Raw genomic sequence first — 26898 nt, 5'->3', positions numbered from 1 at the left:
ATGGAAGCTCGTCCACCGGAAGGTCCGAGCAGCCGCTACAAGATCCTCTGGGCCGCGGCGACGATGCTGGGAGGGGACTCGGCGACGACGCCGAGCGTTCGGGCGGTCGCTGTACGGGCAGGGGTAAGCGCCGGGTCCGTGCAGCATCACTTTCCCACACAGCGCGAGCTGATGGACGAGGTGCTTATCCTGGTCTACGACACCGTGCTTCAAGCGAAAGGGAGCTGCTCCGTCGTATCGAGTACTGCCTCACGGTCCTTCAGAAGGAGGGCTCGCTCGCGCAGGCGCTTCCTGCCGAGACATCGCTGCTCCCAACCGAGCTCGAAGTGCTGCGAATGGCTGCCGATTACGTGCTGAACGAGCAACCGCCTTCTGAAGCGCCGTTATAGGAGTCGCCGCGCTCCCGGGAGTGATCAGATTCGGATGTTGTCGAGCACGGCCTCCGGGATCGCCGTGCTTCCGGTGTTGAGCTCGAGGATCTGGCGGCGAATTCGGTCCTCGTAGACGATCTCGGCGAGTGTCGCAGCGACGTCCTCACGGCTGATCTCATCGTGCAGCTCAGCCGGTCCCATCGACACGCGTCCTCGACCGGGTGCGTCCGTCAGCAGCGATGGCCGGAGGATCACCCAGTCGAGATCGGTGCGGGTCAGCGACACCTCCGCGCGCTTCTTCACGGCGAAGTAGTACTCGACGTCTTGTTCGAGGTCGCGTTCCCGCCACGACCCGGGAAGCACCGAGACGAGGATGAGGCGTCGAACGCCCGCGATGCGCGCCGCCTCGGACGCTCGCTCCACTCCGTCGCCGTCGATCGCGGTCGTGACGTCTCGCTGGCCTCCGTTGGAGCCTGCGCTGTAGACGATCACGTCGTGCCCGGTGAACATCTCGGCGAGTTCGTCGACAGTTGGTGCTGCCAGATCGCCTATGACGGTCCGGATTCCGAGGCCGTCGAGTGCATCTCGCTGTTTCGCTGTCCGAACGAGGCCAAACACGCCATCGCCGTTCGCGTCGAGCCGTCGAGCGAGCAGCCCTCCGACCGCGCCGGTGATGCCCACCAGGAATGCTCGCATCTGTTACCGCCTTCTGTTGGCCGTCGTAATCGCGTCAACAATGAGGAAGGTGAACAGATTCCACACGACGTTCCGCTCGCATCAGGCGAGCTGCAGCTCCTTGAGCTGTCTGCGGGACGAGATATCGAGCTTCCGGAAGATGTTCCGCAGGTGGGATTCGATCGTGCGTGGGCTCAAGAACAGCTGCGTACCTACCTCCCGCGACGTTGCGCCGGTGGCCACCAATCGCGCGATGTGCAGTTCCTGAGCGGTGAGTTCGTCGCTCCGGCGGGCAGTCCGCTTTCGTGGATGCTCGCCAGTAGCATGCAGCTCACGGGCGGCTCGGGCGGCGAAAGCCTCGACGCCCATTTCGGTCAGGAGTTCGTGGGCGGTGCGGAGCTGGCCGCGAGCATCCTGACGGCGCCCTTCCCGCCGTAGCCATTCGCCGTAAACCAGATGAGCTCGAGCGGCTTCACGAGCGGTTCTCGACCCACTTAGATGCGTGATTGCATCAAGATAGTACTCCTCTGCGGCAGCACCGGTGATGGTCAAGGCGCGGGAACGCGCCTCAAGCCCGAGGCCCCATGCCGTACCAGAGGCACGGACTCGCGAACTGAGACGCTCAAGGGCGCGGGCCGCGCTCTCTTGGTCGCCTGCGCGAACGGACGCCTCGATCATCTCGGGCAAGCCGATGATGCTGAGCGAAAGCTCGCCAGAGGCACACGTCTTCGCCGCAGCACTTTGTGCGAGCGAATATTCGCCGAGCCCGTTATAAAGCACGGCGCTTGCATAGTGTGCCAATGCTGCTTCTCCGCTTCCCTCAGGGATGCGCTCGTCACGGAGTGTAAGGTCATTTTCCTCTGCGACGACGGCTCGGTCACCGCGCCAAGCGGCCAGGATCGCTCGGGTATGACGCAGCTGAAACGCGCCAGTCGCTTCAGTGATTATCCCGGCCTCGGCGCCCAGCTCTTCCGCACGGGCGATCTTTCCGCTGAACGTCAAGATGTGGGCATGGAAAACTAATGCGGCGGGCAGTCTTGCCAGCGCCCCCGTACTGCGCGACAAAGCGACGTCGTATTCGGCGAGCTGATGAGCTCGTTCCTCATCGAGGATTCCGACCGCAAGTCGGCTTGCCAGCCAAAGCCACGGCTGGCTGCCATCCTCCAGAACGGTGCCCTTGCTGATTGACTGGCTCAGCGCGTCCAACGCCACCCTCAAACTCGGAGTGCCCGCCTCGACTCCGCGCGCAATCGTCACCGCGAGGCCGTCAAGTAGCAGATCTACCGGCCGGGGAGGCTCGACAGCCGGCGCGGCGAGAGCGTTCTCGGCAATGATCACCACCTCAGGCAGGCCATTGATAATCGCTGCATCCAGTGCGTGCAGATACGTTTCACGAGACAGCGCCGGGTCGAATGAAGCAAGCGTCGCAGCGGCATCTACCAGCATTTTCGGCACCTCTGCACCCTGAGTGAGGTGGAACGCGATCTGGGCGCGCAGCAGTTCGACTCGAGCGCGCGCCGGCGCGTCGAGAGATCCACCCTCAGCGATCGCGAGCAGATCCAACGCCGGCTCAGATGCGCCGGCCCTGTGCAGCGCTTGCGCCGCTTCTAGCGCGCGCCGTGTTCGATCGGCGCCATCAGGGGTGAGTTCCGTCGACCGCCGCAGGAATGCGCCAGCAGCGGCATAGCCGCCGCGAGCACGCGCCCGCTCCGCCGAGCGTTCCAGCTCCGCAGCGACCTCCTCGTCAACCCCCAACACGGACTGAGCTCGATGCCACGCGCGGCGGTCGGGGTCGAGGGCGGCGTCAGTGGCGGCGGCCAATGCGCCATGCACTCGGCGACGACTCGCCGCATCCGCGGCCCGATACACGGCTGAGCGCACCAGAGGGTGGCGAAATCTCACCCGAGAATCGATCTCAATCAGTCCGGCGGCTTCTGCCGGTGCGGTGGACTCCGCCGCCACGCCAAGTTCGGTGGTCGCACGCAATAGCAGACCCGGGTCTCCTGTCGGTTCGGCCGCGGCGGCGAGCAGTAGCAACTGAGTCGCCTCGGGCAAGCCGCTCGAGCGACGTTGGAATCCGCGCTCGACGCGACCGGGGACATCCGATAGATCCGGCAGTTCGAATCTGCCCGCAAGCCGAGCAGCCGGACCGTCCGTCGGCAGCTCCAGGAGAGCAAGAGGGTTGCCCCTCGCCTCTGCGATGATCCGTTCGCGCACCTCGTCGTCGAGTGGTGCCCGGACAGCCATGTCCAACAGCTGCCGTGCCGAAGCGAGGTCGAGCCCTGTCAGCTGCAGCTGCGGCAAGCCAGCGAAGACGCTCGGACCGCCGCTGACATCACGCACCCCGAACACAACCGCCAGCCGCTCGGCATCAAGACGCCGCGCCACGAATGCCACAACTTCAGCAGAAGCCTGGTCCAGCCACTGGGCGTCATCAATGAGACAGAGCAGCGGCCCCTGTTCGGCGGCCTCGGCAATCAGGTTGAGAGTGGCGAGTCCGACGAGGAACCTGTCCGGTGGGGGACCGCTGCGTGTCCCCAGAGCGACCCCGAGGGCTGTCTGCTGGGGGTCGGGCAGGGCGTTAATGTACTCGAGGAACGGAGCGCAGAACTGATGAAGTCCAGCGAATGTGAACTGCGTCTCCGACTCGACGCCGGTCGAAAACTCCACGCGGAATCGGGAGGCAATCGCCATATCGCGGAGATGCTCCAGCAGTGCCGTCTTGCCAATCCCCGCCTCGCCAAGCACGACGAGCACCCCGCTGCGTCCGGCTCGCGCCTCGACCAGCAGCTGTTCGAACTCGCGGCGCTCCTGGCCCCTACCCAAAAGCTTCGACACGTCTGCTCCCAATCGCGCATAGTCAGTTCTCGCAACCGAACTATGTGGTCACCACACCAGTATTCCGTATGCACGCGGCAGTGGTGCCGGAACCGAGACACAAGTCGTCTCGACATTCGCCCACGCGAAGCAGCTACGCAGTACAGGCAGCGGCCAGCACACATCTCAGTACTTTGTACCGACGCGAGGCCACTCCATCCGTATGAGAATTAAAGACACCAACGCATCGAATGAAGGAAAAGATATGGGACAGCTCGAATATCTGGCAAAAACCGCTACCGCGGGTCGGCTGTCCGTCCTGCGGAATTCCGATCAGGAAAGAGCTCCTCGACCGCATTCCGACGGCACGGGGATGCCGCTTGAGGACTCCAGCAGCCTTGCAGCTACGCTCGGCTCCATCATGCTTAGCCTGAGTATCGACGGCAATAGGACTCCCCGGTTAGGAGCATGAATCGTGGCATGGAGTACGCGTGAACTTGCCGAACTGGCAGGGACGACGGTAAACACAATCCGACATTTCGAACGGGTCGGCCTGATGGCCGAGCCGGAACGGAAATACAACGGATACAAGCAGTACGGCGTTCAGGAGCTGGTATGCCTGCTACGGATCCTGCGACTGTCTGGACTCGGTGTGCCGTTGGCGAAGATCGCCGTTGTCAGTGCGGGCGGACAGAGCGCACGGCCGCTACTGCAGGAGCAGAGTGCGGAACTGGCGGCGCGCATCGGGCAAATGCGGCAGGCCCGCGACGATATAGCGGCGATTCTGCTTCATGACGCGCCGCCAGACTCACCCACCGGCTTCGTATCTGTCGCGTCCCGGCTGTCGGAGTCGGACATCTCGCTCCTCCATATCGCGAATCAGTTGTACGACGAGGAGGCGATGACTGATCTACGGCGGATGACGGAGCTGGAGGAAAACGGTGGGGAGGTCGGGAAAGAGATCGACACACTCCCGGCAGACGCGGACGAGGTGACGAGGCATCGGCTTGCAGCCCGTCTCGCACCGACCCTTGTTCAGCACCTGGTGGATTACCCCTGGTTGGCGAACCCAGCCAAACACCTCTCAAAGAGCGAACGCGTGACGCGGCTGACTTTCGCCGAAGCACTCCCGGCGCTGTACAACCCTGCGCAGCTCGATGTGCTTGCGCGTGCCGGACAGCTCGCACAAGAGCAGATGCAAGATGATGACCGAATGAGTGATGCAGTCGAGCGTTCAGCCTGACTACGTAACCAGGCCCAAATCAGTGCCAAGGCCCAATGCGATGGTACGTATCAGGCGGCCAGCCGTTCGTCGCGTCTAAGCGACGTTCTTGGGGATCTGATCGCCGTGTGCGCGGCGCCGTTCCAGGTGCTCGGCCTTTGCATGGCGCACCGTTGGGTCCGGCGCGGCAAATGACTGTCCGATCGTGCGCGCCCGCTCTAGCCCGGCCTCTCGCGTGGCGGAGTTGTGGTCGCCTTCCACGTCGTAGATGAGATGACTCTCGACGTCGTCGATGCCGCAGTACGCGAAGATGCCCACGTCCAACTGTGTGCGCATCGCCTCGTCGTAGCCGTACTTCTCGTAGGTGTGCTCTTTGGAGCCGCCGATACCGATGAGGACTGTCGGTATCGGCGGCAAGAGCCCGTCGACTGCAGCCCTACCGCGATCTTTGACCCCTGTGCCGTACTGGTACGCCCAGCCTGTTGTGAACACGCGCTCGATCCACCCCTTCATCAGTGCCGGCATCGACCACCAATAGACGGGAAAGACGAACGCGAGCCTGTCAGCCTGTTCGACCCTTCGATGCATCTCTTCGATCCCGGGTGGGACAGGACCACCCCAGAAGTGGTCGTGGTCCTCCGCGGTGAAACGCGGGTCGAATCGCTCTCGGTGCAGGTCCAGCACATCGATCGTATGTCCTGCCTGCTCGAGCGGACCATGGAAGGAATCCATGACTGCGGCGGGGTACCTATTGCGGAAAGGGTGGGAGAAGACGGTCAGAATATGCACGCTGGGCTCCGTTTACGGGTCTTGAGGGAATGGAGGAGTTGAGCGCTCGACGACGAACAGTGTCGCTACCGTCCAAGCTGCGGTGATCTCGAACTGGCCAAAGACCGGTTCGGCCTCATTGATGATTCGCTCTCGTGTGCTCGTCATACGACCAAAGTAACACGATCATTTTTCATCGGAGGAGCGACGCTGGGGGAGGGTTGACGCTGTGCCAGGGACAAGGTTTAGTATGACCGGCAGGCAGACCCAAGGGCACCCAGACCCGGATGGGGAACGATCCGATCGCTATGCCCTGCAGGCACTTACCGGCCGGATTTTTCGGGGTTGACCGTGTTCCAGGGACACGGTATCTACTGGTTGGAACATCGACGAAATTGACGTACCAACCAGAGAGGAACGACAACCATGACCCCTCTAGAGCAACTCATCCGGAATTTCCAAGAGCTGGTCGCCCAAGTGCCCGAGGTCGTTCAACCGTTCGTCGTGATGCTCGCCGGAGCCATTCCGTTCATTGAAGGTGAAGGGGCGTCGATGATTGGCATTGCCGGCGGACTGAATCCGATCATCACGGGCATCGCCGCCGCGGCAGGGAACTTTCTCTGCGTCCTTGTGGTCGTCGCTCTCACCTCACGCGCGCGTACCGCCGTGGTGGATCGCCGATCAGTGCGCGTCGGCACAACGGGGGCAGTCGGGGACGCGTTCGACGACGTCCCCGTCCAACCTGAGTCCAAGGGCCGCCAGCGGTTGAAAGGTGGGTTCTGCGATTCGGCGTACCTGGAGCGAGCCTCCTCGGTCCGTTGGCCATCCCCACGCAGTTCACCTCCGCGATCCTCGTGGCCGGTGGCACTCCACGGGCCTGGGTGTTGCTCTGGCAGGCCGTGGCAATCGTGCTCTGGACGACCGCGGCGACAGTAGCGCTCTGGGCCGCCCTCACGCACCTCGTTGGTATCTGAGAATGTGCGCGGTGCCAGTACTGGGGCGCCCGACTGTGGATGGCTCACGGACGCTCTGCCGGCAGAGCACAGCACATCCTGAGGTTGGGGCGCAGGTCCGCCCAGAGCTGAACGCACCGCAGTAACAGCAACATTGGCAGGTCCGTCCAAGGTGGCAAGATAGTTCCATGACAACAATTGCCCCCGCACTTGCCCTGACCATCGCCGGATCCGAAGCGACTGGCGGTGCCGGTGCCCAGGCCGACCTCAAAACGTTCCAGGAGCTGGGCGTCTTCGGCATTGTGAACCTGACCTGCATCGTCTCCTTTGACCCCAAGGACAACTGGAACCACCGCTTTGTCCCCGTGGACCAGCAGGTCATTGCGGACCAGCTGGAAGCCACAACGGCCGCCTACGGCAAAAACTCCGGCGCACCCTCCACGTTGGACACGGTCAAGCTCGGCATGATGGGCAGCCCCGCCACGATCAGCACGGTGGAAACCGCGCTCAAGGCCGCCGCCTTCAAGAATGTCGTGCTTGACCCGGTCTTGATCTGCAAGGGCCAGGAGCCCGGCCACGCCTTGGACACCGACCAGGCGTTGAAGGCTCAGCTCCTGCCGCTGGCCACGTTCGTCACGCCCAACCACTTTGAGGCCGAGTCGCTCTCCGGGATGGCCATCAACAATGTTGAGGACCTGAAGGCGGCCGCCCGCAAAATCCACGAGATCAGTGGTGCCGCAGTCCTCGCCAAGGGCGGGGTGCGGCTGGAAGGGGCAGACGCCGTCGACGTCTTCTTTGATGGGGAAACCCTTGAGGTCCTCAGTGCACCCAAGGTTGGCGAGGTGGCTGTCTCCGGCGCAGGTTGCTCGCTGGCCGCCGCCGTGACGGCCGAGCTTGCCAAGGGGGCGACGCCGTTGGAGGCCGCCCGCACGGCGAAGGCATTTGTCACCACGGGCATCAAGAACCGGGTCACATCCGGAGCGCCGTTCACAGCTTTGTGGCAGGGCGGCGCCGGCGCATAGGGGCATGGCTGGAAGGCTGTTGCCAGCACCTGCTCAGTGTGCCAAGCTCACTTTATGAGTGTGAATGCAGCCCAAGCTTCCGACCCCTTCGACGCCACAGTGCGGATGACCCGCAACGATGCCCGGCACCGGTACGAACTTTTCGCGGCCGACGAACTGGCCGTTGTCATCACGTTCAAGGAACTGCCGGGGCACACCGACCTCCTCCACACGATTGCCCAGCCTGGCTTCGACGGCCGCGGCCTGGCCAAAGTGCTTGCCCGCTATGCGCTCGACGACGTGGTGGCATCGGGCAAGCGGATCATCCCGCACTGCCCGTATGTCGCACGGTTCATTGAAAAGCATCCGGAACTGTACACGCAGTACACCGACGTCCCCGAGGAGGCCTAGATGGAACGCCCCACAGCGCTCATCACGGGAGCCACGTCCGGTCTGGGGGCCGAGTTTGCCCAGCAGCTGGGCCGGTCCCAGCACGACCTGGTGCTGGTGGCCAGGGACACCGCCCGGCTGGAGGCCAAGGCCGTACGGCTGCGGACAGACTTTGGTGTGCGGGTTGAGGTGCTGCCGGCGGACTTGATAACGGACGACGGCGTTGCTTCCGTCAGTGCCAGGCTGGCGGACCCTGCGCGGCCGGTTTCCGTGTTGGTCAACAACGCCGGTTTCAGCCTGGTCAGCGCCTTTGAAAAGAACACGGCGGCGGACGAGGCGGCGCACCTGCGCATCCTGGCCCAAACCCCCATGGAACTCATGCATGCCGTGCTGCCCGGAATGCTGGCACGCGGCACCGGACGGATCGTCAACATTTCAAGCGTTTCGGCGTTCATTCCCCGGGGCAGCTACGGCGCAGCCAAGGCGTGGCTGACAAGCTTCAGCCGTTTCGCCAACCTGCGGTACGGACCCAAGGGTGTGCAGGTGACGGCCGTGTGTCCGGGATTTGTGCACACCGAGTTCCACGAACGCATGGGCGCCAACATGGGCCGGGTGAAATCCTGGATGTGGCTCAACGCCGACCAAGTCGTGCGCGAGGGGCTGGCTGACAACGCGGCAGGCAAGGCGGTCTCCATCCCGTCGCGGCGCTATGCAACGCTCATGGGGCTGGCCCGGCTTGTCCCGGACAGGCTCGCGGCGTCGGCAGGCAACCGCGGCCGCTGACAGCACCTGCGCCATCGCGAAGGCGGGCGGCCGATTGCCGGGAACTAGTCGCCGTTGTCGGGCCGGCCCACCGTGATCGGGATGCCTGTGCCCGGGGTCGCCGGTTCATAGGTCTCGTCGAAGGGCAGGTAGTCCATGTCCAGCAGCGGGTTGGCATCCTGTTGGGCCACCAGTTCCCGCGCTTCTTCCTCGGTGGCCACGCTCGGCATGGAGCCCGGGAGGGGCTTCCGGGCAGATTCACGCAGGAAGTAGATGCCGATTGCGCCAATCGTGGACGTCAGCATCAGATAGTAGGCGGGCATCATCTGATTGCCGGTGAGGGTGATCAGGCCCTTCATGACGAAGGGGGCGGTGCCGCCAAAGATCGCCACGGCAAAGTTGTACGAGATGCCCATGCCGCCGTAGCGGCTGGATGTCGGGAACAATGCCGGCAGCGCCGAGGCCAGGTTTGACACGTAGAACGTGACGGGGAAGGCGATCAACGCCAGCCCGAGCAGTGTGGTCCAAACGGGACCCACGGCAATGAGCATGAAGGCAGGGGTGGCCAGCACCACTGTGCTGATCGCGCCAACCCACAGCACGGGACGGCGGCCGATCCTGTCGGAGAGACGTCCGGCCAGCGGTATGCACACGGCCATCGCGACCAGGATGGGGATGGTGAGTATCGTTCCGTGAATCTCGTCGTAGCCCATGGAATCGGTCAAATATGTTGGCATGTAGGACGTGAGTGCGTAACCCGCGGTGTTGGCTGCTGCCACAAGGATCATGGCGAGCAGGACTTGGCGCCAGTACACCTTGACCAGGTGGACGGGGCCGTTTGAAGTGTCCTCGTCACCGGCGGCAGCGGACTTGGACTTCTCCTCGTTGGCGTCCAAGGTCGCCTGGAACTGGGGGGACTCTTCGATCTTCATGCGGAAGTACACTGCAATGAGACCCAGGGGACCCGCAACCAGGAACGGCAGGCGCCAGCCCCACTGTTCCATGGCGTCCTGGCCAAGGGTCAGCTGGAGGATGGAGACCAGGGCGGCGCCGATGGCGAAGCCCATGTAGCTGCCTAGGTCCAGGATGCTGGCAAAGTAGCCGCGCCGCTTGTCTGGGGCATATTCGCTGACGAACGTGGTGGCACCAGCGTATTCACCGCCGGTGGAGAAGCCTTGAATGAGCTTGACCACCACAAGCAGCACGGCGGCCCAGATGCCTATTTGGGTGTATCCGGGCAGCAGGCCGACGGCGAACGTCGAGGCGGCCATGACGATCAGCGTTATGGCGAGCACCTTCTGCCGCCCAATTTTGTCGCCCATCCAACCAAAGACAACGCCGCCGAGTGGGCGGGCCAGGAAGGTGGCTGCGAAGGTGCCGAGTAAAAATAGTGTCCGGACGTCCGGGTCGGCTTCCGGCAGGAACACCGGGCCCATGGTGCCGATCAAGTATCCGAAGACACCGACGTCGTACCATTCCATGGTGTTTCCGACTACGGTGCCGCCGAGGGCCTTTTTGAGCATCGGCCCATTGACAACATTTACGTCGTCGACGCCCAGGCGGCGCTTCTTGAGTTTGGGCATGCGGGGTTTCTTGAGCCGGGCGGCCTGTCGGTCTCCGGTGTCCTTAACACCTGAATCCGGTTGAGTCATGCTTCGGTCTTTGGGCATTTGTTCATCCCCTTAAGGAGGTCATTTGCTTGCGACTTACTGCTGCATCGCTACGGGCAGACCTGAAATTCTAGCAGATGGGACATTTTGTACCTTCGGAGGGCACTCTGTCAAGCAGCAAAAAACCCCGCCATCACGCCCGAAAATGGGCGCGACACGGGGTTCTGCGGCAGGGGGTGAATCAGGCGTCGTGGTTGGTTTCCAGGATGCCCGCGAGAGCCTCCAGCGCGTCGGCTGCCGAGTCATCTTCGGTGCGCAGCACGACGGCCTCGCCGTGCTCCACGCCGAGGCTCATCAGGGCAAGCATGCTGTCGGCATCCACTGCCTCTTCGATGGGCTCGCCGACGCGGGCAATTGTCACTTCCGCATCCAGTTCGCCGGCGGCTTCGGCAAAGATCGAGGCGGGGCGGGCGTGCAGTCCAACGGTGCTGGCAATGATGGCGGTGCGTTCAATCATGGGGTGCTCCTAAAGTTGTGTGGTTGTTGTGATGTGTTCGTTGGCCGGTGCGGCCGGGAGGTTTTTAGAGGCCCAGTTCGGCCAGGGCGGGCAGCCCGGCACGGACAAGCTCGCGGGCTTCGGCGGCCGACGACGCGGCAACCGCCCTGTAGGCCAGCTGGCGCGCCTGGGGCAGGGTGACGGTGCGCAGGACGGCGCTGACGGCCGGAAGCGCCCGGGGCGTCATCGACAGCGACGTCACGCCCAGGCCTGCGAGCACGACGGCGAGGGCGGGGTCCGCTGCAGACTCTCCGCACACGCCCACCGGCTTGGGCTGTGAGTCCTCCACGGCCAGTGAGCCTGAATGCCTGGCCTGGGCAATGGCGCCTTCAACAGTTGCCTGGATCAAGGCCAGGACGGCCGGCTGCCACGGGTCGTTCAGTGTCGCCAGCGGGCCCAGCTGCCTGTCGGCCGCCATGGTGTATTGCGTGAGGTCGTTGGTGCCCAGGCTGGCAAATTCCACGTGGTCCAGCAGGTGCCGGGCGGTGAGTGCTGCGGAGGGGACCTCCACCATGACGCCCGGTGTGTGCAGGTCAACCGCCTGGCACATGGCTGCGAAGTCGGCGGCTTCGGCGGGCGTGGAGATCATGGGGGCCATGACCCACACCACCGTCTGGGATTGCGCGGCGGCGTCGGCAATGGCCGCGAGCTGGCGGGCAAGCACTCCCGGGGTGGTGGTGTCGGTGCGGTAGCCGCGGACGCCCAGGGCCGGGTTTGGTTCGGTGGCATCCGTCAGGAAGGGCAATGGCTTGTCCGCCCCGGCATCCAGGGTCCGGACAACAACCTTCTGCCCGGGAAACGCGTCAAAGACGCCCTTGTAGGCAGCAACCTGGTCGTCGTGGCTCGGCTCGGTGGTGTTGCCGAGGAAGCAGAATTCGGTGCGCAGCAGGCCGACGCCCTGGGCGTTGGCCGCGGCCGCCTCGAGCGCGTCCTTGGCTCCGCCAACGTTTGCCAGAAGGGGCAGCAGCGTGCCGTCGGCAAGCTGTCCGCTGCCGTCGAAGACGCTCAGCAGTGAGGCTTGTTTCTGCCACAGGGCCACCGCTTCTTGTTCCGATTCGCCGGGCTCGGTGCTGACCACGCCGGAGGAGCCGTCAACGAATACCTGCCCGCCGTCCACCAACCCGGACACGCCCGCAGCAGCCACGACGGCCGGCAGGCCCAGTGCCCGGGCAATGATGGCCGTGTGGGACTGGGGGCCGCCGCCGGCGGTGACCAGGGCAATGACCTTTTCGGGGTCCAGCGTGGCCGTGTCGGCCGGGGCCAGGTCCTCCGCCACCAGGATGAACGGTTCTGCCGAGTCGGGGATTTCCGGTGCGGGAACGCCGCGCAACACGGCAATGATGCGGGACTTTACGTCAAGGACGTCATGGGACCGCTCGGCCATCATGCCGCCAAGCTTTATCAGTGTCTCCGCCACAGATTCGCCCGCCTCCCAGATGGCCCGTTCGGTGGATGTGCCGGTCTTGACGAGCTTGATGGCGGCCTTGATCAGCATCGGGTCGGTGGCCATCAGGGCAGTCGCCTCCAAGACCTCCTTGCCGGCGCCCTCCGCACGTGCGGCACGCTCGAGCAGCTGGGCCTTGACTGTTGCCCCGGCGTCCTTGATGGTTGCAGCGGCGGCTTCGGGCGTCGTCGAACTTTCCAACTTTTCGCCAACGGGAGGTTCGGCCAACGCTGCCGGCATGTGCCGGACCGGGCCAATGACACGGCCCCGGAAGACGCCGACTCCAACAAAGTTTTGCACGGGTGCTCCTTCGAAAATCATGGTCAGAACCTAGGCGTCCTGGTGTGCGGGCTGCGCTGTTGCAAGGGTATCAACGGGCTTGCGAACGGCCCAGCGTTTCAGCGCAACCACTGCGAAACCGGCCACGATGGTGCCCGCCAGGATGGAAACTACGAACATGACGACGTTGCCGATGGCGAAGAACACGAAGATTCCTCCATGCGGAGCCTGCGAGGTTACGTGGAAGGCCATGGTCAAGGCGCCGGTCAGTGCCCCGCCCAACATGGAGGCGGGGATGACGCGCAGAGGATCGGCGGCCGCGAACGGGATGGCACCTTCGGTGATGAACGAGGCGCCGAGGAGCCAGGCAGCCTTGCCGTTCTCACGCTCGGCCAGGGAGAAGCGCTTCTTGTCGAGCACGGTGGCCAGCGCCATCGCCAGCGGCGGGACCATGCCCGCGGCCATGACGGTTGCCATGATTTCCCACGGCGCCTGGCTGGCAATGCTGCCCGCACCGAGCCCGGCAACGGCGAATGCGTAGGCCACCTTGTTGACGGGGCCGCCCAGGTCAAAACACATCATGAGGCCAAGGATGATGCCAAGCACGACGGCGGAGGTTCCGGTCATGCCCGTCAGCCAGCTGTTCAAGCCGTCGGAGAGCGCGGCGATGGGTGCACCCAGGAACAGGAGCATGGCACCGGAGGCGATGATGGACCCCAGCAGCGGAATGATCACGACGGGCATGAGGCCGCGCAACCAGCGGGGCACCTTCCAGCTGCCAATCCAGTAGGCGGCGAGGCCGGCCAGGATGCCGCCCACCAGGCCGCCCAGGAAGCCGGCGCCCATGAACACGGCAATCGCGCCGGCCGTGAAGCCGGGGGCGATGCCTGGCCGGTCGGCGATGCCGAACGCAATGTAGCCTGCCAGCGCAGGCACCAGGAAGCTCATGGACAGGTTGCCGATGGTGAACGCCACGGCACCCAGGTAGGCGCCGAGCGGACCCAATGCCTGTGACGGGAAGTCCGTGGGCAGGTTGGCCAGGCTGTTGGTTGTCAGGATCTTGTCCGCGAAGTCGGGGATCTGGAAACCGCCGAGCAGGAACCCGAGTGCGATCAGCAGGCCACCACCGGCCACGAACGGGATCATGTAGCTGACACCGGTCAGCAGCACCTTCTTGATCTTGGCGCCCAGGCTTTCACTGGAGGATTCGGACTTCCGGTCGGCGGCTTCCTCCGCGCCAAAGTGCGGCACCCGGTGGGCGTTCGGGTTGTCGGAGGCGGCAACAGCTTCCTGGACCATCTTGGCCGGTTCGTCAATGCCGCGCTTCACAGGCGAGCTGACGAGGGGCTTGCCGGCAAAGCGTTCCTTGCCGCGAACGTCAACGTCGACGGCAAAAATGACTGCATCCGCGGCGGCAATGACTGCCGGATCCAGCGGTGTCACGGCGCCGGAACCCTGCGTCTCAACCTGCAGGTCAACACCGGCCTCCTGTGCCGCGGCGACAAGTGAATCGGCGGCCATGTAGGTGTGGGCGATCCCCGTGGGGCACGCCGTTACGGCAACGATCCGCTTCGGGCGGGGCGGCTCAACCGAAGCGGAGGCTGCGCCGCTTCCCGCGGAACCGGCGATGGGGGGCCGGGTGTGGTCGGGCACCGCGGAGCGGGCGGGACCCCCATCGCCGGTGGAGCCGGGAGCGGCTGTTGCCGTGGCCGGCTTTGGCTTGTCGGCAAGCGCGTCGTCCACGAGGGCGACGATGTCGGCCGGGGTTGCTGCTGCGCGCAGGGCTGCCGTGAAGTCCTTCTTGATGAGGGAGCGGGCCAGCTTGGAGAGCAGCTTCAGGTGGGCGTTGTCGGCGCCTGCGGGGGCGGCGATGAAGAAGACGATGTCGGCCGGGCCGTCCTTGGCGCCGAAGTCGACAGCAGGGTTCAGCCGGGCCATGGCCAGTGTTGGTTCCAGCACTGCCTCGGAGCGGCAGTGCGGGATGGCGATGCCGCCGGGAACGCCGGTGGCGGTTTTTTGTTCGCGGGCCAGGGCGTCGGCGAACAAGCCGGCAACTTCGGAGGCTCGGCCGGTTTTTGCAATGAGTTCGGCCAGATTGCGGATGACGGAGGTGGTGTCCGTGCCAAGATTGGCATCCAGGAGCACCAGATCGGTGGTGATGAGGGTGGTCATGTCAGATCTCTTCGACTGAGGCCAGAGCCGTCACGGTGACGGCGGCGGGGGTGGTTTGTGCGAGGGACGGAACCATGGTTCCGGGGAGGGAAGCTGCGGCCGCCCCATGGGCCACTGCTTGCTGCAGGCACACTTCGGGGGCATCCCCGCGGAGTGTTCCCAACAGATATCCGGACAGGGCGGAATCGCCCGCACCGACTGTGCTTTTAGCTTCAATGGCAGGGCCGCGCCCGTGCCAGCTGCCGCTTCCCGTCACCAGGACGGCACCCTTGGAACCAAGCGTGGCCAGGACGGTGCCAACGCCCCTCCGGACGAGGGACATTGATGCACTCGCCGCCAGGGAGGGGTCTGCCTCGATGGCTGCTCCGTGCGAGATCCCTGTCAGTTCGGCAAGTTCTTCGCCGTTGGGTTTGAGCAGGTCCGGTGCCGAGCGCAGGCATTCACGCAGCGGCGCACCGGAAGAATCAACAGCAATTTTAGGGGCGTCCGTGCCGTAGGCGGCACGGACGGCATCGATCACGACGGCGTAAAAATCGTCGGGGACTCCGGGCGGCAGCGAGCCGGCCAGGACCAGCCAGGATGCGCCGTCGGACTTTTCAACCGTCAGCTCCAGCAAGGCCGCGAGCTGCACGGCCGAGAGCACCGGGCCCGGTTCGTTGACCTTGGTGGTGGTGCCGTCGGGTTCGGTGATGGCCACATTGCTGCGCAGGGCCGCCCCGATCGGGAGGGTCAGGTGCGGGATCTGCTCCGCGGACAGGGCCCGGACGACGGCGTCATCCGCGTCGCCGGGCAGCAGTGCGAGGGAGTGGATTCCTGAGGCGGACAGGGCGCGGACAATGTTCACGCCCTTGCCGCCCGGGTGCTGGGAAGCTGCGGTGGCACGCTGGACCTCGCCGCGTTCCAAGGCTGCCGCGAGTTCGATGGTCCGGTCCAGGCTCGGGTTGGGCGTCAGTGTGAGGATCATGCGATCACGATTTCCACACCCGCAGCGGACAGTGCTGCCGCAAGTTCGGTGGATGGTTCGGCGGTGGTGATCAAGGTGTCGATCTCCTCAAGGGTTGCAAAGCGGACGAGTGTTTCGGCGCCGAGTTTGGAGGCGTCGGCCACCACCACGACCTGCCTGGCCGCCCGGACCATGGCGGTCTTGGTTGCCGCCTCCACGGGGTCGGGAGTGCTCAAGCCAAAGTCGGCGTGGATGCCGTTGGTGCCAATGAAGGCGATGTCGGGGCGGAGCGCACTGAGCTGCTCGGTGGCGCGGGCACCCACGACGGCGCTGGTCAAACCCCTGACGCGCCCGCCGACTATGTCCAGCAGCAGGTGCTTGTTGGTGCTCAACGATGCGGCGGTGGGGAGCGAGTTGGTAATGACAAGCAGTTCATCGCCGGCGTTGGCGGGTGCCCAGCCGGCAAGGCGTTCGGCCAGTGCGGCAGTGGTGGTGCCGGAGTCCAGCAGGATCGAGGCGGTCGGGGCGTTGGGCACGAGTGCCAAGGCGGCCGTGGCTATGCGCTGCTTCTCGTCCAGCCGCTGGCTCTGGCGTTCCGTGAGGCTCAGTTCGGAGCGGGTGAGTCCTTCGGGGCCGACGGCGCCGCCGTGGACCCGGCGCAGCTGCCCGGAGATTTCCAGTGCCGCGAGGTCTCGGCGGACCGTCTCCTGGGTGATGGAGAACAGTTCGGCCAATTCATTGACACCCACCCGTCCCTGGGCGGCGACGAGTTCGGCGATCCTTTGGTGCCGTTCCTCCGCAAACATGCCGGTTCCTTCCGCAGCGTCCCTGGTGCGTGACGGGTGTCACAAGATCTTGAATAACACGACTCTATCTGCGTTTATCTTTGTTTGTCAATCCAATTCCCACATAAACAAAGAATCACGGGCTGGGGTGAGCGTCGGACACAGCGCGCCGCTGCGCGCCATTGCGTGGCTGCGGGAGGGGCCGCAGGTCGACGTCAACGCGAAAACCCGCGGCGAGGGTGGAATGGTGCCACCGTCGCCGCGGGCCGCGGACATGCCGTTCTCGGCCGTCGGCCGGGAGCGGCGCTGGTTCGCGCGACTGCCGGCCGATGGCTGCTGTCTAGTTGTTTTTGCCGTTGTTTCCCTTGCCCGGGCCCTTGCCTGCGCCCTTGCCTGCGCCCTCCGGGAAGATCTGGACGATGGACGGCCGCGGCGCGCGCACCTGGCCGGGTGCCGGCGTCGAACCTTCAGCCACGTAGTCCGGGAAGAGCGAATTGAGTTGCGTGTACGACCCGTCCTCGCCCGGGTGCTGCACGGCCACATAAACGAGGGATTCGTCGTCGTGGACGACAGGCCCGCAGGTCTCGGCGTTGCGCGGCATGGAGGCGAACTGCTGGACATTGCCGCGGTTGGCGCCTTCCAGACCAACCTTGAACAGGCCGTCGTTGTAGCCAATGACCGACGGCGCCCCGTCAGTGGAGATCCACAGGTTGCCCTGGCTGTCGAAGGCCAGGTTGTCGGGGCAGGAGATGGGGCTGACGTTCTCCGTCGGGAAGCCGCTGAAATACGTTTCCGTATTCTTGGCCGGGTCTCCGCAGAGCATCAGCAGGTTCCAGTTGAAGGTGGTGGCGGTTGAATCGTCGTGGTCCTCGGTGATCTCCACGACGTGGCCGTCACGGTTCTCGGTGCGGGGGTTGGTCTCGTCGGCAACAGCCTGTCCTGGCAGTCCGCGCTTGGTGTTGTTGGTGCAGGCCACGTAAACCTTGCCCGTCTGCAGGTTGGGCTCCACGTCCTCGCAGCGGTCCATCTTGGTGGCGCCGGCCTTGTCGGCGGCCAGACGGGTGTGGACAAGCACCTCCTGGACGCTCATGCCGGCAATGGCGCTCTTGCCGTTGCGGACGAGCGGCAGCCAGCTTCCGGAACCGTCAAACGCGCCGTCGGAGGGGACCGTTCCGGAACCGTCGATCTCCGTGGCCGAGTTGCCGGTGAACTGTGCGACGTAGAGGTCGCCCTCGGTCAGGAGGGTCATGTTGTGGGCCTTGTTGTTCTTCTTGTATTTGTTCCTGGAAACAAACTTGTACAGGTAGTCAAAGCGCTCGTCGTCACCGGAGTAGGCAACCACCTTGCCGTTGGTGGCGATGATGACGTTGGCGCCCTCGTGCTTGAAGCGGCCAAGGCTGGTGTGTTTTTTCGGGGTGGAGTGCGGATCTTCCGGGTCAATCTCGACGATGTAGCCGAAGCGGTTGGGTTCGTTGCGGTAGTCCTCGCCGCGGGCGTCAAAACGCGGGTCGTCCAGTTCCCAGCCCATGCCGGTGGCGCTGTCGCCGAGGCCGTAGCGGAGGTCCTCGGCGCTGGTGCCGTTGGTGCGGAAGAAACCGTTGAAGTTTTCCTCGCCGGAGAGAATGGTTCCCCACGGCGTGGTGCCGCCGGAACAGTTGCCCAACGTGCCAAGGACGATGGTGCCGGTGGGATCCGCGGCAGTCTTGACAAAGTCCGTGCCGGCCAGCGGACCTGTCAGTTCAAATTCCGTGTCAGCGGTGATGCGGCGGTTCAGCCCGCCGCCACGGATGTAGCTCCACGGCTGCCCCTTCTTCTGGCGTTCCAGCTCCACCACGGTCATGCCGACGGCGTTGCGGAAGATATTGCGGCGCTCTGCCTCCTCGGCGGCTGAGGCCGCGGCGGCCGGGAACATGATCTGCGGGTTGACGTATTCGTGGTTGCAGATCAACAGGCCCTTCTTGCCGTTGGGCTGGCGCAGGATTTCCGTGTAGTCGTTGTTGTAGCCGAACTGGCCGGCCTGCGCGGCAGCGCCCTGCCGCGCGAAGTCAAAATCGGGGGCGTCGGCGAAAATTGGATCGCCCCAGCGGATGATGGGGGACCAGCTGAAGCCTTCCGGCACGTTGAAGGTGTCCACGGCTGCGTCCACGGGCTGAATCGGGGCAAAGCCAAACTTGCTGCCCTGGCCGTTGTTGCCAGCGCCGTTGTGTCCGTTGTTGCCCCTGCCCTGATTGCCCTTGCCGTTGTTGCCCTGCACCATGACGGCGGCGCTCAGGGCGCCGGCCAGGCCGATGCCCAGCGCCGAGCGGCGGGAAAATTCCGTCGAGGCGATGTCGCGGAAGTAGCTGTTGGTGGAGGTGTTGCACACGGCTTTGGAGCACGCGTTGTCGCATTTGAGGCTGCAGGTGACGGCGCTGCGCTTTCCGCGGGTGTGGCCGAGCATGGGCAGGAGTTTCTTCAGATCGTTCATGGAAAACCTTCCATCGATGGGTGCGTTGGGCACCACAGTCGCAGTCCGGGGCGACGAAAAGGCGTGGAATGGTTGAACTGCAGGTTAACTCCGCACCAACCGTGCGGTTCGGTGCCCGGCACGCAGGCCTGCCCGTGGGTAGTCTTGCCCCATGGATACCGTTGTGTGGTCCCGGCCGGCGGACGAACGCGCGGGCACCCCGTTGTTGTTGCTGCTGCACGGCTATGGATCGGATGAAAGCCGCATGGCGGCGCTCTTTAAGGACCTGCCCAAGGGGTTCACCTGTGCAGCTCCGAGGGCGCCCAAGAACATCTCGGGCGACTACGGATGGTTTCTCCTTGACTACTTCCTGGCCAACGACTTCGCGGAGGTCGTGGGGGCGGCCACCACCGTCCTGAGCTGGCTTGACACGGTCATGGCGGACTACAAATTCAGCTCGGTGTCGGTGCTGGGCTACTCACAGGGCATGGCCATGGGGACCACACTGCTGCGGCTCCGTCCCCAGGCGTTCACTGCCGCCGTCGGCCTGTCAGGCTTTGCACTGCACAACGAACTGCTCGCAGCCATGGAACCACTGACGCACCGGGTCCCGTTTTACTGGGCCCGCGACCCCGCCGACCTTGTCATCAACCCGGATGCCACCGCGTTCACGGCGGAGTGGCTTGCCGCCAACACCGAACTTAGCGAGGCACGCTACGACGGCATGAGGCACAATACCCGCGCCGACGAGCTGGCTGACGTGTCGTCGTTTCTGACCGGTCACGTGCCGGGATCCTTCGTGCCCCGGGGGTAGGCTGTGCCGCATGGGAAACAAAGCTGGCGGATTTGAATTCACCACGGCGCGCAATGGCGAGGTGTACATCACCCACCACGGCCACAGCGCCGCGACACTGCGCGGTGAAACGGCGCGAAATTTCCTGGCGGACGCCGAAAATACCGATCCCCAGGCCCTGATGGCCCGGCTCACCGGAAACTACCGGTACGGCAACGAGCGCACGGCCAAAAATCACCCGCGCAACACTTCGTCCGGCCGTTGACGGCCCCCGCCCAACAGCACCGCGCTGCCCTTGACGGCCCCCGCCCAACCGCACGGCGTCCCGAAGTCAACCAAACGGTTGATGGCCCGGGCCCTGGCCCATCCTAGGCTGGAAGCAAAGGCCCGCACCGGGGCCCTGCAGCAAAGGAAACCTCATGAAGAAGCTCTTTTATTCAGCATTCGGCTACATGGTCATCGGCGTCCTGTCCGGCTTGTTTTACCGCGAGTTCACCAAGGGCAAGGATTTCACCGGATTCACCCAGCTCTCAGTGGTCCACACACACCTGCTCACCCTGGGCTTCGTGGTCCTGTTGATCGTGCTGGTCCTGGAAAAACTGTTCACGCTGAGCAAATCACGGCTGTTCAAATGGTTCTTCTGGACCTACAACGCCGGCCTGGTCCTCACGGCAGCCATCATGGTTGTCCACGGGATGATGCAGGTCAACGGCACCACCGACGTTTCCGCCGCCATTCCCGGCATCGCCGGCCTGGGCCACATTCTGTTGAGCGCCGGCATGGTCTTCCTTTTCCTCGCCCTGCGCACCCGCCTCTTTGGCCCCGCAGTGAAGCACGACGCCGAGACTTCAGCAGCGCTCGCAGGCTGACCTCCCAGCGGTGCTGGGAATGGGGCCGGCGTTGGCACGGTGGTTCGGCCACCGTCGACGCGGGCCCCATTCGCCGCTGTGTACTACCGCAGTGTTCTCCCGCTGTGTTCACCTGCTGTGTTCTCCTACAGTGAAAGGCAGGCTCCTGTCAGGGCTGGCAGTTACCCTTGAGGCACAGACAGCGGAGGAGAAGTGATGGCACGCAAAGATCTCAACCACGTGGGGACGACGCCCGCACCCGGCTTCGCGAAGTCGGCAGGCAGGGCCAACCCTGCCGTGGAAATGGCGGCAGGGGCGGCCTTCGACAAACAAGGCAAGCCAACGCCCGCGGTTCACAATTTGCTGCTCAAGGCCGTCGAGGTCCAGCGTCCGCTGGTGCTGGCGAACCTGCGGCGGCTGCGCAAGCGCCACCCGCACGCGACTGCCTTCGAGCTGAGCCAGCGATTGGAGCGGGACTTCCTCAACGGTGTGAGCGGCGGCGGGGCCGCCATTGGCGCCACTGCCATCATCCCTGGTGTGGGCACCGTGGCGGCACTGTCCATTTCCGCGGCCGCCACGGTGGTGTTCCTGGAAGCGACGGCACTGTACGCCCAGTCCATCGCAGAACTGCACGGCGTCCGGCTGCAGGACCCCGAAAGCGCGCAACTGACAGTCATGGCGATCATTTTGGGTGAGGAGGGCCAGGCCATGTTGGCTGGCTTGACAGGACACGCGCTGGGGACAGGGAAGACTCCCATGCAGGCGTGGGGCAAGACCGTCAGCAAGAGCCTCCCGCTGACCACCGTCAAGGGGCTGCTGGCCCCCATGCAAAAAATGTTTCTGAAGAAGATGGCCGTCAAGGGCAGCGCCTCGGTGGTGGGCAAGGCGCTGCCGTTTGGCATCGGCGCAGCCGTGGGCGGCGTAGGCAACTACATGATGGGCAAGGCAGTCATCACATCGGCCAACCGGGCTTTTGGCCCCGCACCCATGATGATTCCGCAGGAGCTGCAGGCCGAGCTGGAAGCAACAGCCAAGCCCCCGAAAGCTGTGAAGCAGGCCAAAGCTGTGAAGCCGCCCAAGGCCGTGAAGGGGCCCAAGCCTCCGCGCGGCCGCAGGCGGGACGAATCCAAAAAGCAGCCCTAAGCATCAGCCCTGAACGCTGGTCCCACAACAGCAGCCCTGCACGTTACCGTGCGGGGCTGCTGTTTTCCCTGCCCTGGGCTCTGGGGAGGGATATCAGCTGAAGGTGCTGTTGAAGGTCTTGGATTAGAGGGTCAGGCACTCTGTATAGGTATGAGTGTTGAAACGGCTGGAGCCTGCCGATGGGCCGGAGCATGTTACTTGAGCGCTGGCGTGCGGCCAGCATGGACCGCGGCTGAAAAGTGGCCCGCGACTGGTTGATTCCGGAAATTCGTGACGTCGCCGGCGCCGTTGAGGCCCCGCCGACACTGTCGCGGCTGGCCGGGGCCCTGGGCAGTGCCCGCTCGGCCCAAGGCGTTGGCTTGGCCGAAACCATGATGGATTTCCGGGTGTTCCTTGACGTTGCCTCCCTTGTCCCCGACACGGAGGCCCTGCAGGAGTTGGCGGTGTCGTGGGTGCAGGAGGGTGTTTTCTGCCAACCGTTTTCCTGTACCGATGTGGTGACGGGGCTGTCAACGCCGGAGCATTTTTTGCGCGGGCTTCACGATGCGGCACACGGGGGTGGGACTGCCTCACGATCGGTTCTGGCCAGTCTTGAACTTCAGCCATGCCGGGGCGGACGCTGGCGTATCTGCCCAAGCGCGCGGAGATCCTCATCCTGGTGGACGATCCCGGCACGGATCTGGCCATGGTCCAGGAGGTCCAACAAAAGATGGACAAACTGCGTGCCGGGGTCTTGAGCCCCACCACGCCCACGCTGCGCCCACTGCCCGCGTCCGAACGCGAATTCATGCAGCTTGGCTTAAAAATTCGGCAGAGCGTGGACAACTCCCCGGGCTGAAACTGCCAGGGCTGGCATTATCCGAACACGAGTGTCGCGACCGTGAAGATCACCACGCCGGCGAGCGAACCAACCACCGTGCCGTTGATGCGAATAAACTGCAGATCCTTGCCCACCTGAAGCTCGATCTTCTGGCTTGTTTCTTCGGCATCCCAGTGTTCGACCGTTTCGGTGATCAAGGACGTGATCTCGTGCTTGTACGTGCCCACGAGGTAGGCGGCGGCATCTGAAATCCACTTGTTGGCTTTGGCTGCCAGCTCGGTGTCCTCAACAAGGCGGGTGCCGAACTCCTGCACGGCTGCCGTGAATTTCAGCCGCAGCTCGGAGTTGGGATCCTCAGCGGCCTCCGTGAGTGCCGACTTGATGGTTTCCCAGGTGCGCCCCGCCAATTCGCGGACCTCCGGATCGCCCAGGACCTGCGCCTTGATGGCTTCGGCCTTCGCGATCATGGCCGGATCATGCTGGAGTTCCTGCGCGAGGTCCTTCAGGTAGCTGTCCAGCTGGAGGCGGACCTCGTGGTGTGGGTCATCCTGCACCGCGCGGGCAAACTTGTAAATCTCGTTGTAGATCTTGTCGCCCACCAGGCCGTCAACGAATTGCGGCACCCAGCTGGGGGACCGGTCCGAGACCAAGCCGCTGATGGTTGTGTGGTTGGCGCGGATCCAGGTTGTCGAGCGGTCAACCAGCAGATCCACCAGGGCGTGATGGTGTCCCTCGGCGAAGATCCGCTCGGCGAGTTTTCCGATGGGCGGACCCCACGGCGGCTCCAGCACATGCTTGCGGACCATTGACTCGATGACGTCCTTGACGTCGTCGTCCTTGAGGACAGCCATCGCACCCCGCAAGGCGGCGGCACCCTCGGTTGCGACGCGTTCAGCGCTTGCCGGCTTGGCCAGCCAAGTTCCGACTTTTTGCGCAATTTTCGTGGTGGCCAGCTTCTGGGCGACAACCGTTTCGGAGAGGAAATTGGTTTCCACAAACTCCGCCAGGGACGCGCCGATCTCATCCTTGCGGTTGGGGATGATGGCCGTGTGCGGAATCTTGATCCCCATGGGGTGCTTGAACAGGGCCGTGACGGCAAACCAGTCGGCGAGGGCACCGACCATGCCACCCTCGGCAGCCGCCCGGACATAGGACAGCCAGGGGAATTGGTGTTCGAGGGCAAAGGCGAAGCAGAAAACGACGGCCATGAACAGCAGCAGCCCCAGCGCAATGTTCTTCATGCGCCGCAGGGCCGCGGCCTTTTCACTGTCGGGGTGCGGTACTGGTGGGGTGCCGCTCGGGCCAAGCTGTTGTGTCTGCGCCATGAAGTAAGCGTAGCGTGGTGCCATGACCGTTCAGATCTACGCCCACCGCGGGTCAAGCGAGGCGTTTGCCGAACACACCCGCGCCGCTTATTTGCAGGCACTTGCCGACGGCGCCGACGGCGTCGAGTGCGACCTCCACCTCACGGCGGATGGTGAACTTGTGCTCCTGCACGACGACGACGTGGACAGGACCTCCAACGGCACCGGGGCGGTGAAGGAGCTGACGCTTGCCGAACTGCGCCGACTGGATTTCAGTTCCTGGCACGGTTCGGCGATCCCGAGCGGCTACGGCACCACCGCCACACAATTGCTGACGCTTCCGGAATTGCTGGAGATTCTTGACACGGCGGGCAGGCCAGTCGGCTTGGCCATTGAATTCAAATATGGCGCCGTTTTCAACGAGGCGCTGATTGAGGCCACACTTAAAACGCTGCGCAGCCATGGCTGGTCCGCGGAGAACCCCACCGCCGGCAACGCCCTGGTGTCCTTCATGAGCTTCCACCCCGACGCGGTGAAATATTTGGCGGAGCGGGTGCCTGCCGACCAGCTCTGCCAGCTTTTGGAGGACGTTGACGTTGAGGGCGTGCGGGAGACACTGGAAGTGGGCCCGATTGCCGGCTACACGGTTGCGTTCCTGATGCGCCGCGCCATGGCTGAGGGTGAGCAGCTGCTGGACGACGGCGTGGCCGGACTCGCCGGTCCCGGCGTCGAGTATCTTCGGGCGAACCCTGAAAAGGTCGCGACATGGGTTGGCAGCGGCCGGGCCCTGCGAGTTTGGACCGTGGACACGGCAGCTGAACTGCAGACGTGCCTGGCCGCCGGGGTGGCGCAGGTAACGACCAACAAGCCCCGGGAGATCCAATCATTCCTTGCCGCTGAGCGGGCCGTGTAGCGGCTCGTGGCACCATGTGGTTGCATTGAACCATGGCATCGCGAATTGAAGATTATGCACTCCTTTCAGATCTGCACACAGGCGCCCTGATCGGCCGGGATGGAAGCATCGACTGGCTGTGTTTTCCGCGCTTTGATTCACCCGCGGTTTTCACCGCCTTGCTGGGCACGGCGGACCATGGACGTTGGTTGATGGCCCCCACGCACGCGGAGGCGGCTGTTTCGCACCGTTCATATCGTGGCAGTTCCTTTGTGCTCGAGACGCTGTGGGAAACGCCCGAGGGATCCGCGCGCATCACCGACTTCATGCCCGTGGGAGACCGCCGGGCCTCCATTGTGCGCCGCATTGAGGGGCTGGGCGGCAGCATTGAATTTGGCCAGGTGATCACGGTCCGCCCGGGGTACGGCAAGGTGCTGCCGTGGGTTCGGCGGGTGACGGAGACCGACGGCACCGAGGCCATCGTTGCCGTTGCCGGACCGGACGCACTGGTGCTGCGCGGGGACAAGCTGCCCCACGCCGTCGGACGTCAGCACAGCGGCTCCTTTACCGTCCGGGCCGGGGAGCGGGTGGAACAGGAACTGACCTGGTATCCCTCGCACCGGCCGGTTCCCACCGCCATCGACATTGAACTGGCGTTGGAGCAAACGTGCGCCTACTGGGAAGCCTGGGCCGCGCGGTACAACCAGGACGGCAAGTATGCGGACCTGGTGGAGCGTTCCTTGCTGGTGCTGCGGGCGCTGACGCATGAAGACACCGGCGGCATTGTGGCCGCCCCGACCACGTCCCTGCCGGAGGATTTTGGTGGCGCACGGAACTGGGATTACAGGTTCTGCTGGTTGCGGGACGCGGCCCTGACACTTGAGGCAATGCTCACCCACGGGTATGCCGATGAAGCCTTGAAATGGCGCGACTGGCTGTTGCGGGCGGTGGCCGGGGATCCCGAGGACCTGCAGATCATGTACGGGCTGTCAGGTGAGCGGGACCTGGCCGAGGCCGAGCTGACCCACCTGCCCGGCTACGAGGGGGCACTGCCGGTGCGCATCGGCAATGGGGCGGTGGGCCAATACCAGGCCGACGTCGTGGGTGAAGTTTTGGTGGCACTTGAGAAGCTGCGGCTTGCAGGCGGCCATGAAGACCACTTCTCCTGGCCGCTGCAACAGGCCATGCTCGGGTTCATTGAAAAGCATTTGGCGGCGAAGGACCACGGCATCTGGGAAATGCGCGGGGACCTGCTGCACTTCACCCATTCCCGCGTCATGATGTGGGCGGCCTTCGACTGTGCCGTCCGGGCGGTGCGCAACCACGGATTGGCCGGACCGGTGGAACGGTGGGAAGAAATCCGGGAACAGCTGCACGCTGAAATCATGGAACATGGCTTCAACAAGGAACTGAACACTTTCACGCAGACGTATGGTGGGACGGCCACCGATGCTTCGCTGCTTGTCATCCCGCAGGTGGGGTTTGTGCCGTACGGTTCCCCCGAAATGTTGGGCACGGTGGCCGCGTTGGAAAAGGAACTGGTCGATGAGCACGGGCTGATTCTGCGCTACCAGACGGCGACCGGCCTGGACGGGCTGGCTCCGGGGGAGCACCCTTTCCTTGCCTGCTCGTTCTGGCTCGTGGAACAGTATGCACACACGGGTCGGCGGGCCGACGCTTTCGCCCTCATGGACACCTTGGTGGGGCTTGCCAACGACGTCGGATTGCTCAGCGAGGAGTACGACATGGTTCAGGGCAGGATGGCGGGAAACTTCCCGCAGGCCTTCTCCCATCTGGCCCTGGTCCGTGCCGCCGACGCACTGCACGGGACCGAAAACCTCAGCCTGTCCGACGAGCCCATCGACACCAACACCATGCCCATCGCCATTCTCCAGAGCTGACAG

General features: G+C 64.3%; 24 protein-coding genes. 12 read left to right on the top strand and 12 right to left on the bottom strand.

What is annotated here, in order from left to right:
• Positions 1-357, top strand: a complete 357-nt coding sequence (locus ACT3TS_RS06935) for a TetR family transcriptional regulator (protein ID WP_444530771.1) — start codon at positions 1-3, stop codon at positions 355-357.
• 56 nt (positions 358-413) lie between these two features.
• On the opposite strand, the gene ACT3TS_RS06930 is transcribed toward ACT3TS_RS06935, so the two are convergent.
• Together ACT3TS_RS06930 and ACT3TS_RS06925 are read right to left on the bottom strand one after the other, a co-directional pair.
• Positions 414-1067: an NAD(P)H-binding protein gene (locus tag ACT3TS_RS06930; protein WP_444530770.1), complete on the bottom strand. Its 654-nt coding sequence runs from the start codon at positions 1065-1067 to the stop codon at positions 414-416.
• 81 nt (positions 1068-1148) lie between these two features.
• Positions 1149-3884, bottom strand: coding sequence for an ATP-binding protein (locus tag ACT3TS_RS06925; protein WP_444530769.1), 2736 nt, complete (start codon positions 3882-3884; stop codon positions 1149-1151).
• 454 nt (positions 3885-4338) lie between these two features.
• Here ACT3TS_RS06925 and ACT3TS_RS06920 point away from each other — a divergent pair, with 454 nt between their 5' ends.
• Positions 4339-5106 carry a helix-turn-helix domain-containing protein gene (locus ACT3TS_RS06920; RefSeq protein ID WP_444530768.1) on the top strand — a complete coding sequence of 256 codons (768 nt, stop codon included), beginning with the start codon at positions 4339-4341 and terminating at the stop codon, positions 5104-5106.
• 75 nt (positions 5107-5181) lie between these two features.
• On the opposite strand, the gene ACT3TS_RS06915 is transcribed toward ACT3TS_RS06920, so the two are convergent.
• A complete protein-coding gene (locus ACT3TS_RS06915) occupies positions 5182-5874 on the bottom strand; it encodes an NAD(P)H-dependent oxidoreductase (RefSeq protein ID WP_444530767.1) in 693 nt (230 codons plus the stop codon).
• Between the two features lie 12 nt (positions 5875-5886).
• On the bottom strand, positions 5887-6021 hold the full coding sequence (locus ACT3TS_RS06910; RefSeq protein ID WP_444530766.1) for a hypothetical protein: 135 nt from the start codon (positions 6019-6021) through the stop codon (positions 5887-5889).
• Positions 6022-6994: 973 nt separating this feature from the next.
• On the opposite strand from ACT3TS_RS06910, the gene ACT3TS_RS06905 reads away from it, so the two are divergent.
• From ACT3TS_RS06905 to ACT3TS_RS06895, 3 genes are read left to right on the top strand one after another with little or no spacing between them, the layout of a single operon-like run.
• The gene (locus ACT3TS_RS06905) at positions 6995-7828 is read left to right on the top strand and encodes a hydroxymethylpyrimidine/phosphomethylpyrimidine kinase (RefSeq protein ID WP_444530765.1); all 834 of its coding nucleotides are present in this window, start codon (positions 6995-6997) and stop codon (positions 7826-7828) included.
• A gap of 54 nt (positions 7829-7882) precedes the next feature.
• Complete coding sequence (locus ACT3TS_RS06900) at positions 7883-8218, top strand: GNAT family N-acetyltransferase (protein ID WP_444530764.1); 336 nt, start codon at positions 7883-7885, stop codon at positions 8216-8218.
• The gene (locus ACT3TS_RS06895; protein WP_444530763.1) at positions 8219-8980 is read left to right on the top strand and encodes an SDR family NAD(P)-dependent oxidoreductase; all 762 of its coding nucleotides are present in this window, start codon (positions 8219-8221) and stop codon (positions 8978-8980) included.
• Between the two features lie 44 nt (positions 8981-9024).
• Here the strand turns inward: ACT3TS_RS06895 and ACT3TS_RS06890 are convergent, their stop codons facing one another.
• The 7 genes from ACT3TS_RS06890 to ACT3TS_RS06860 all read right to left on the bottom strand — a co-directional run bounded on the left by ACT3TS_RS06890 (position 9025) and on the right by ACT3TS_RS06860 (position 19215).
• Positions 9025-10629 carry an MFS transporter gene (locus tag ACT3TS_RS06890; protein ID WP_444530762.1) on the bottom strand — a complete coding sequence of 535 codons (1605 nt, stop codon included), beginning with the start codon at positions 10627-10629 and terminating at the stop codon, positions 9025-9027.
• 181 nt (positions 10630-10810) lie between these two features.
• Positions 10811-11086, bottom strand: a complete 276-nt coding sequence (locus ACT3TS_RS06885) for an HPr family phosphocarrier protein (RefSeq protein WP_444530761.1) — start codon at positions 11084-11086, stop codon at positions 10811-10813.
• Positions 11087-11150: 64 nt separating this feature from the next.
• Positions 11151-12869 (bottom strand): phosphoenolpyruvate--protein phosphotransferase, encoded by a 1719-nt coding sequence (locus tag ACT3TS_RS06880; protein ID WP_444530760.1) that lies wholly within the window; start codon positions 12867-12869, stop codon positions 11151-11153.
• 30 nt (positions 12870-12899) lie between these two features.
• Positions 12900-15020, bottom strand: a complete 2121-nt coding sequence (locus ACT3TS_RS06875) for a PTS fructose transporter subunit IIABC (protein ID WP_444530759.1) — start codon at positions 15018-15020, stop codon at positions 12900-12902.
• Between the two features lies 1 nt (position 15021).
• Positions 15022-15984, bottom strand: coding sequence for a 1-phosphofructokinase family hexose kinase (locus ACT3TS_RS06870; RefSeq protein ID WP_444530758.1), 963 nt, complete (start codon positions 15982-15984; stop codon positions 15022-15024).
• Positions 15981-16769 (bottom strand): DeoR/GlpR family DNA-binding transcription regulator, encoded by a 789-nt coding sequence (locus ACT3TS_RS06865; protein WP_444530757.1) that lies wholly within the window; start codon positions 16767-16769, stop codon positions 15981-15983. The genes ACT3TS_RS06870 and ACT3TS_RS06865 overlap by 4 nt, the downstream gene beginning before the upstream one ends.
• A gap of 319 nt (positions 16770-17088) precedes the next feature.
• A complete protein-coding gene (locus ACT3TS_RS06860) occupies positions 17089-19215 on the bottom strand; it encodes a PhoX family protein (protein ID WP_444530756.1) in 2127 nt (708 codons plus the stop codon).
• A gap of 151 nt (positions 19216-19366) precedes the next feature.
• Between ACT3TS_RS06860 and ACT3TS_RS06855 the strand changes: the two genes are divergently transcribed.
• The 5 genes from ACT3TS_RS06855 (at position 19367) to ACT3TS_RS06835 (ending at position 22816) form a co-directional block, all read left to right on the top strand.
• A complete protein-coding gene (locus ACT3TS_RS06855; RefSeq protein WP_444530755.1) occupies positions 19367-20008 on the top strand; it encodes an alpha/beta hydrolase in 642 nt (213 codons plus the stop codon).
• 10 nt (positions 20009-20018) lie between these two features.
• Positions 20019-20252 carry a hypothetical protein gene (locus tag ACT3TS_RS06850; RefSeq protein WP_444530754.1) on the top strand — a complete coding sequence of 78 codons (234 nt, stop codon included), beginning with the start codon at positions 20019-20021 and terminating at the stop codon, positions 20250-20252.
• Between the two features lie 154 nt (positions 20253-20406).
• Positions 20407-20856, top strand: a complete 450-nt coding sequence (locus ACT3TS_RS06845) for a DUF2871 domain-containing protein (protein WP_444530753.1) — start codon at positions 20407-20409, stop codon at positions 20854-20856.
• A 195-nt stretch (positions 20857-21051) separates the two neighbouring features.
• Positions 21052-21978, top strand: a complete 927-nt coding sequence (locus tag ACT3TS_RS06840; protein WP_444530752.1) for a hypothetical protein — start codon at positions 21052-21054, stop codon at positions 21976-21978.
• 604 nt (positions 21979-22582) lie between these two features.
• A complete protein-coding gene (locus ACT3TS_RS06835) occupies positions 22583-22816 on the top strand; it encodes a hypothetical protein (RefSeq protein WP_444530751.1) in 234 nt (77 codons plus the stop codon).
• A 17-nt stretch (positions 22817-22833) separates the two neighbouring features.
• Here the strand turns inward: ACT3TS_RS06835 and ACT3TS_RS06830 are convergent, their stop codons facing one another.
• Entirely contained in the window at positions 22834-24123 is a 1290-nt protein-coding gene (locus ACT3TS_RS06830; protein WP_444530750.1) for a DUF445 domain-containing protein, read from the bottom strand.
• Positions 24124-24145: 22 nt separating this feature from the next.
• Here ACT3TS_RS06830 and ACT3TS_RS06825 point away from each other — a divergent pair, with 22 nt between their 5' ends.
• On the top strand, positions 24146-25015 hold the full coding sequence (locus ACT3TS_RS06825; RefSeq protein ID WP_444530749.1) for a glycerophosphodiester phosphodiesterase: 870 nt from the start codon (positions 24146-24148) through the stop codon (positions 25013-25015).
• 32 nt (positions 25016-25047) lie between these two features.
• The gene (locus tag ACT3TS_RS06820; RefSeq protein ID WP_444530748.1) at positions 25048-26895 is read left to right on the top strand and encodes a glycoside hydrolase family 15 protein; all 1848 of its coding nucleotides are present in this window, start codon (positions 25048-25050) and stop codon (positions 26893-26895) included.
• Positions 26896-26898 lie beyond the last annotated feature (3 nt).

Source organism: Specibacter sp. AOP5-B1-6, from assembly GCF_052376555.1.
Taxonomy (GTDB): Bacteria; Actinomycetota; Actinomycetes; order Actinomycetales; family Micrococcaceae; genus Specibacter.
Note: the sequence above shows the minus strand (reverse complement) of the source record. Positions and strands in the feature narration are given on the sequence as shown.

Coding starts and splice junctions, on each gene's coding strand:
- ACT3TS_RS06935 (WP_444530771.1), top strand. CDS start 1: ATGGAAGCTCGTCCACCGGAAGGTCCGAGCAGCCGCTACAAGATCCTC.
- ACT3TS_RS06825 (WP_444530749.1), top strand. CDS start 24,146: ATGACCGTTCAGATCTACGCCCACCGCGGGTCAAGCGAGGCGTTTGCC.
- ACT3TS_RS06895 (WP_444530763.1), top strand. CDS start 8,219: ATGGAACGCCCCACAGCGCTCATCACGGGAGCCACGTCCGGTCTGGGG.
- ACT3TS_RS06840 (WP_444530752.1), top strand. CDS start 21,052: ATGGCACGCAAAGATCTCAACCACGTGGGGACGACGCCCGCACCCGGC.
- ACT3TS_RS06870 (WP_444530758.1), bottom strand. CDS start 15,984: ATGATCCTCACACTGACGCCCAACCCGAGCCTGGACCGGACCATCGAA.
- ACT3TS_RS06835 (WP_444530751.1), top strand. CDS start 22,583: ATGCCGGGGCGGACGCTGGCGTATCTGCCCAAGCGCGCGGAGATCCTC.
- ACT3TS_RS06820 (WP_444530748.1), top strand. CDS start 25,048: ATGGCATCGCGAATTGAAGATTATGCACTCCTTTCAGATCTGCACACA.
- ACT3TS_RS06910 (WP_444530766.1), bottom strand. CDS start 6,021: ATGACGAGCACACGAGAGCGAATCATCAATGAGGCCGAACCGGTCTTT.
- ACT3TS_RS06830 (WP_444530750.1), bottom strand. CDS start 24,123: ATGGCGCAGACACAACAGCTTGGCCCGAGCGGCACCCCACCAGTACCG.
- ACT3TS_RS06890 (WP_444530762.1), bottom strand. CDS start 10,629: ATGCCCAAAGACCGAAGCATGACTCAACCGGATTCAGGTGTTAAGGAC.
- ACT3TS_RS06905 (WP_444530765.1), top strand. CDS start 6,995: ATGACAACAATTGCCCCCGCACTTGCCCTGACCATCGCCGGATCCGAA.
- ACT3TS_RS06860 (WP_444530756.1), bottom strand. CDS start 19,215: ATGAACGATCTGAAGAAACTCCTGCCCATGCTCGGCCACACCCGCGGA.
- ACT3TS_RS06885 (WP_444530761.1), bottom strand. CDS start 11,086: ATGATTGAACGCACCGCCATCATTGCCAGCACCGTTGGACTGCACGCC.
- ACT3TS_RS06845 (WP_444530753.1), top strand. CDS start 20,407: ATGAAGAAGCTCTTTTATTCAGCATTCGGCTACATGGTCATCGGCGTC.
- ACT3TS_RS06930 (WP_444530770.1), bottom strand. CDS start 1,067: ATGCGAGCATTCCTGGTGGGCATCACCGGCGCGGTCGGAGGGCTGCTC.
- ACT3TS_RS06900 (WP_444530764.1), top strand. CDS start 7,883: ATGAGTGTGAATGCAGCCCAAGCTTCCGACCCCTTCGACGCCACAGTG.
- ACT3TS_RS06850 (WP_444530754.1), top strand. CDS start 20,019: ATGGGAAACAAAGCTGGCGGATTTGAATTCACCACGGCGCGCAATGGC.
- ACT3TS_RS06875 (WP_444530759.1), bottom strand. CDS start 15,020: ATGACCACCCTCATCACCACCGATCTGGTGCTCCTGGATGCCAATCTT.
- ACT3TS_RS06855 (WP_444530755.1), top strand. CDS start 19,367: ATGGATACCGTTGTGTGGTCCCGGCCGGCGGACGAACGCGCGGGCACC.
- ACT3TS_RS06865 (WP_444530757.1), bottom strand. CDS start 16,769: ATGTTTGCGGAGGAACGGCACCAAAGGATCGCCGAACTCGTCGCCGCC.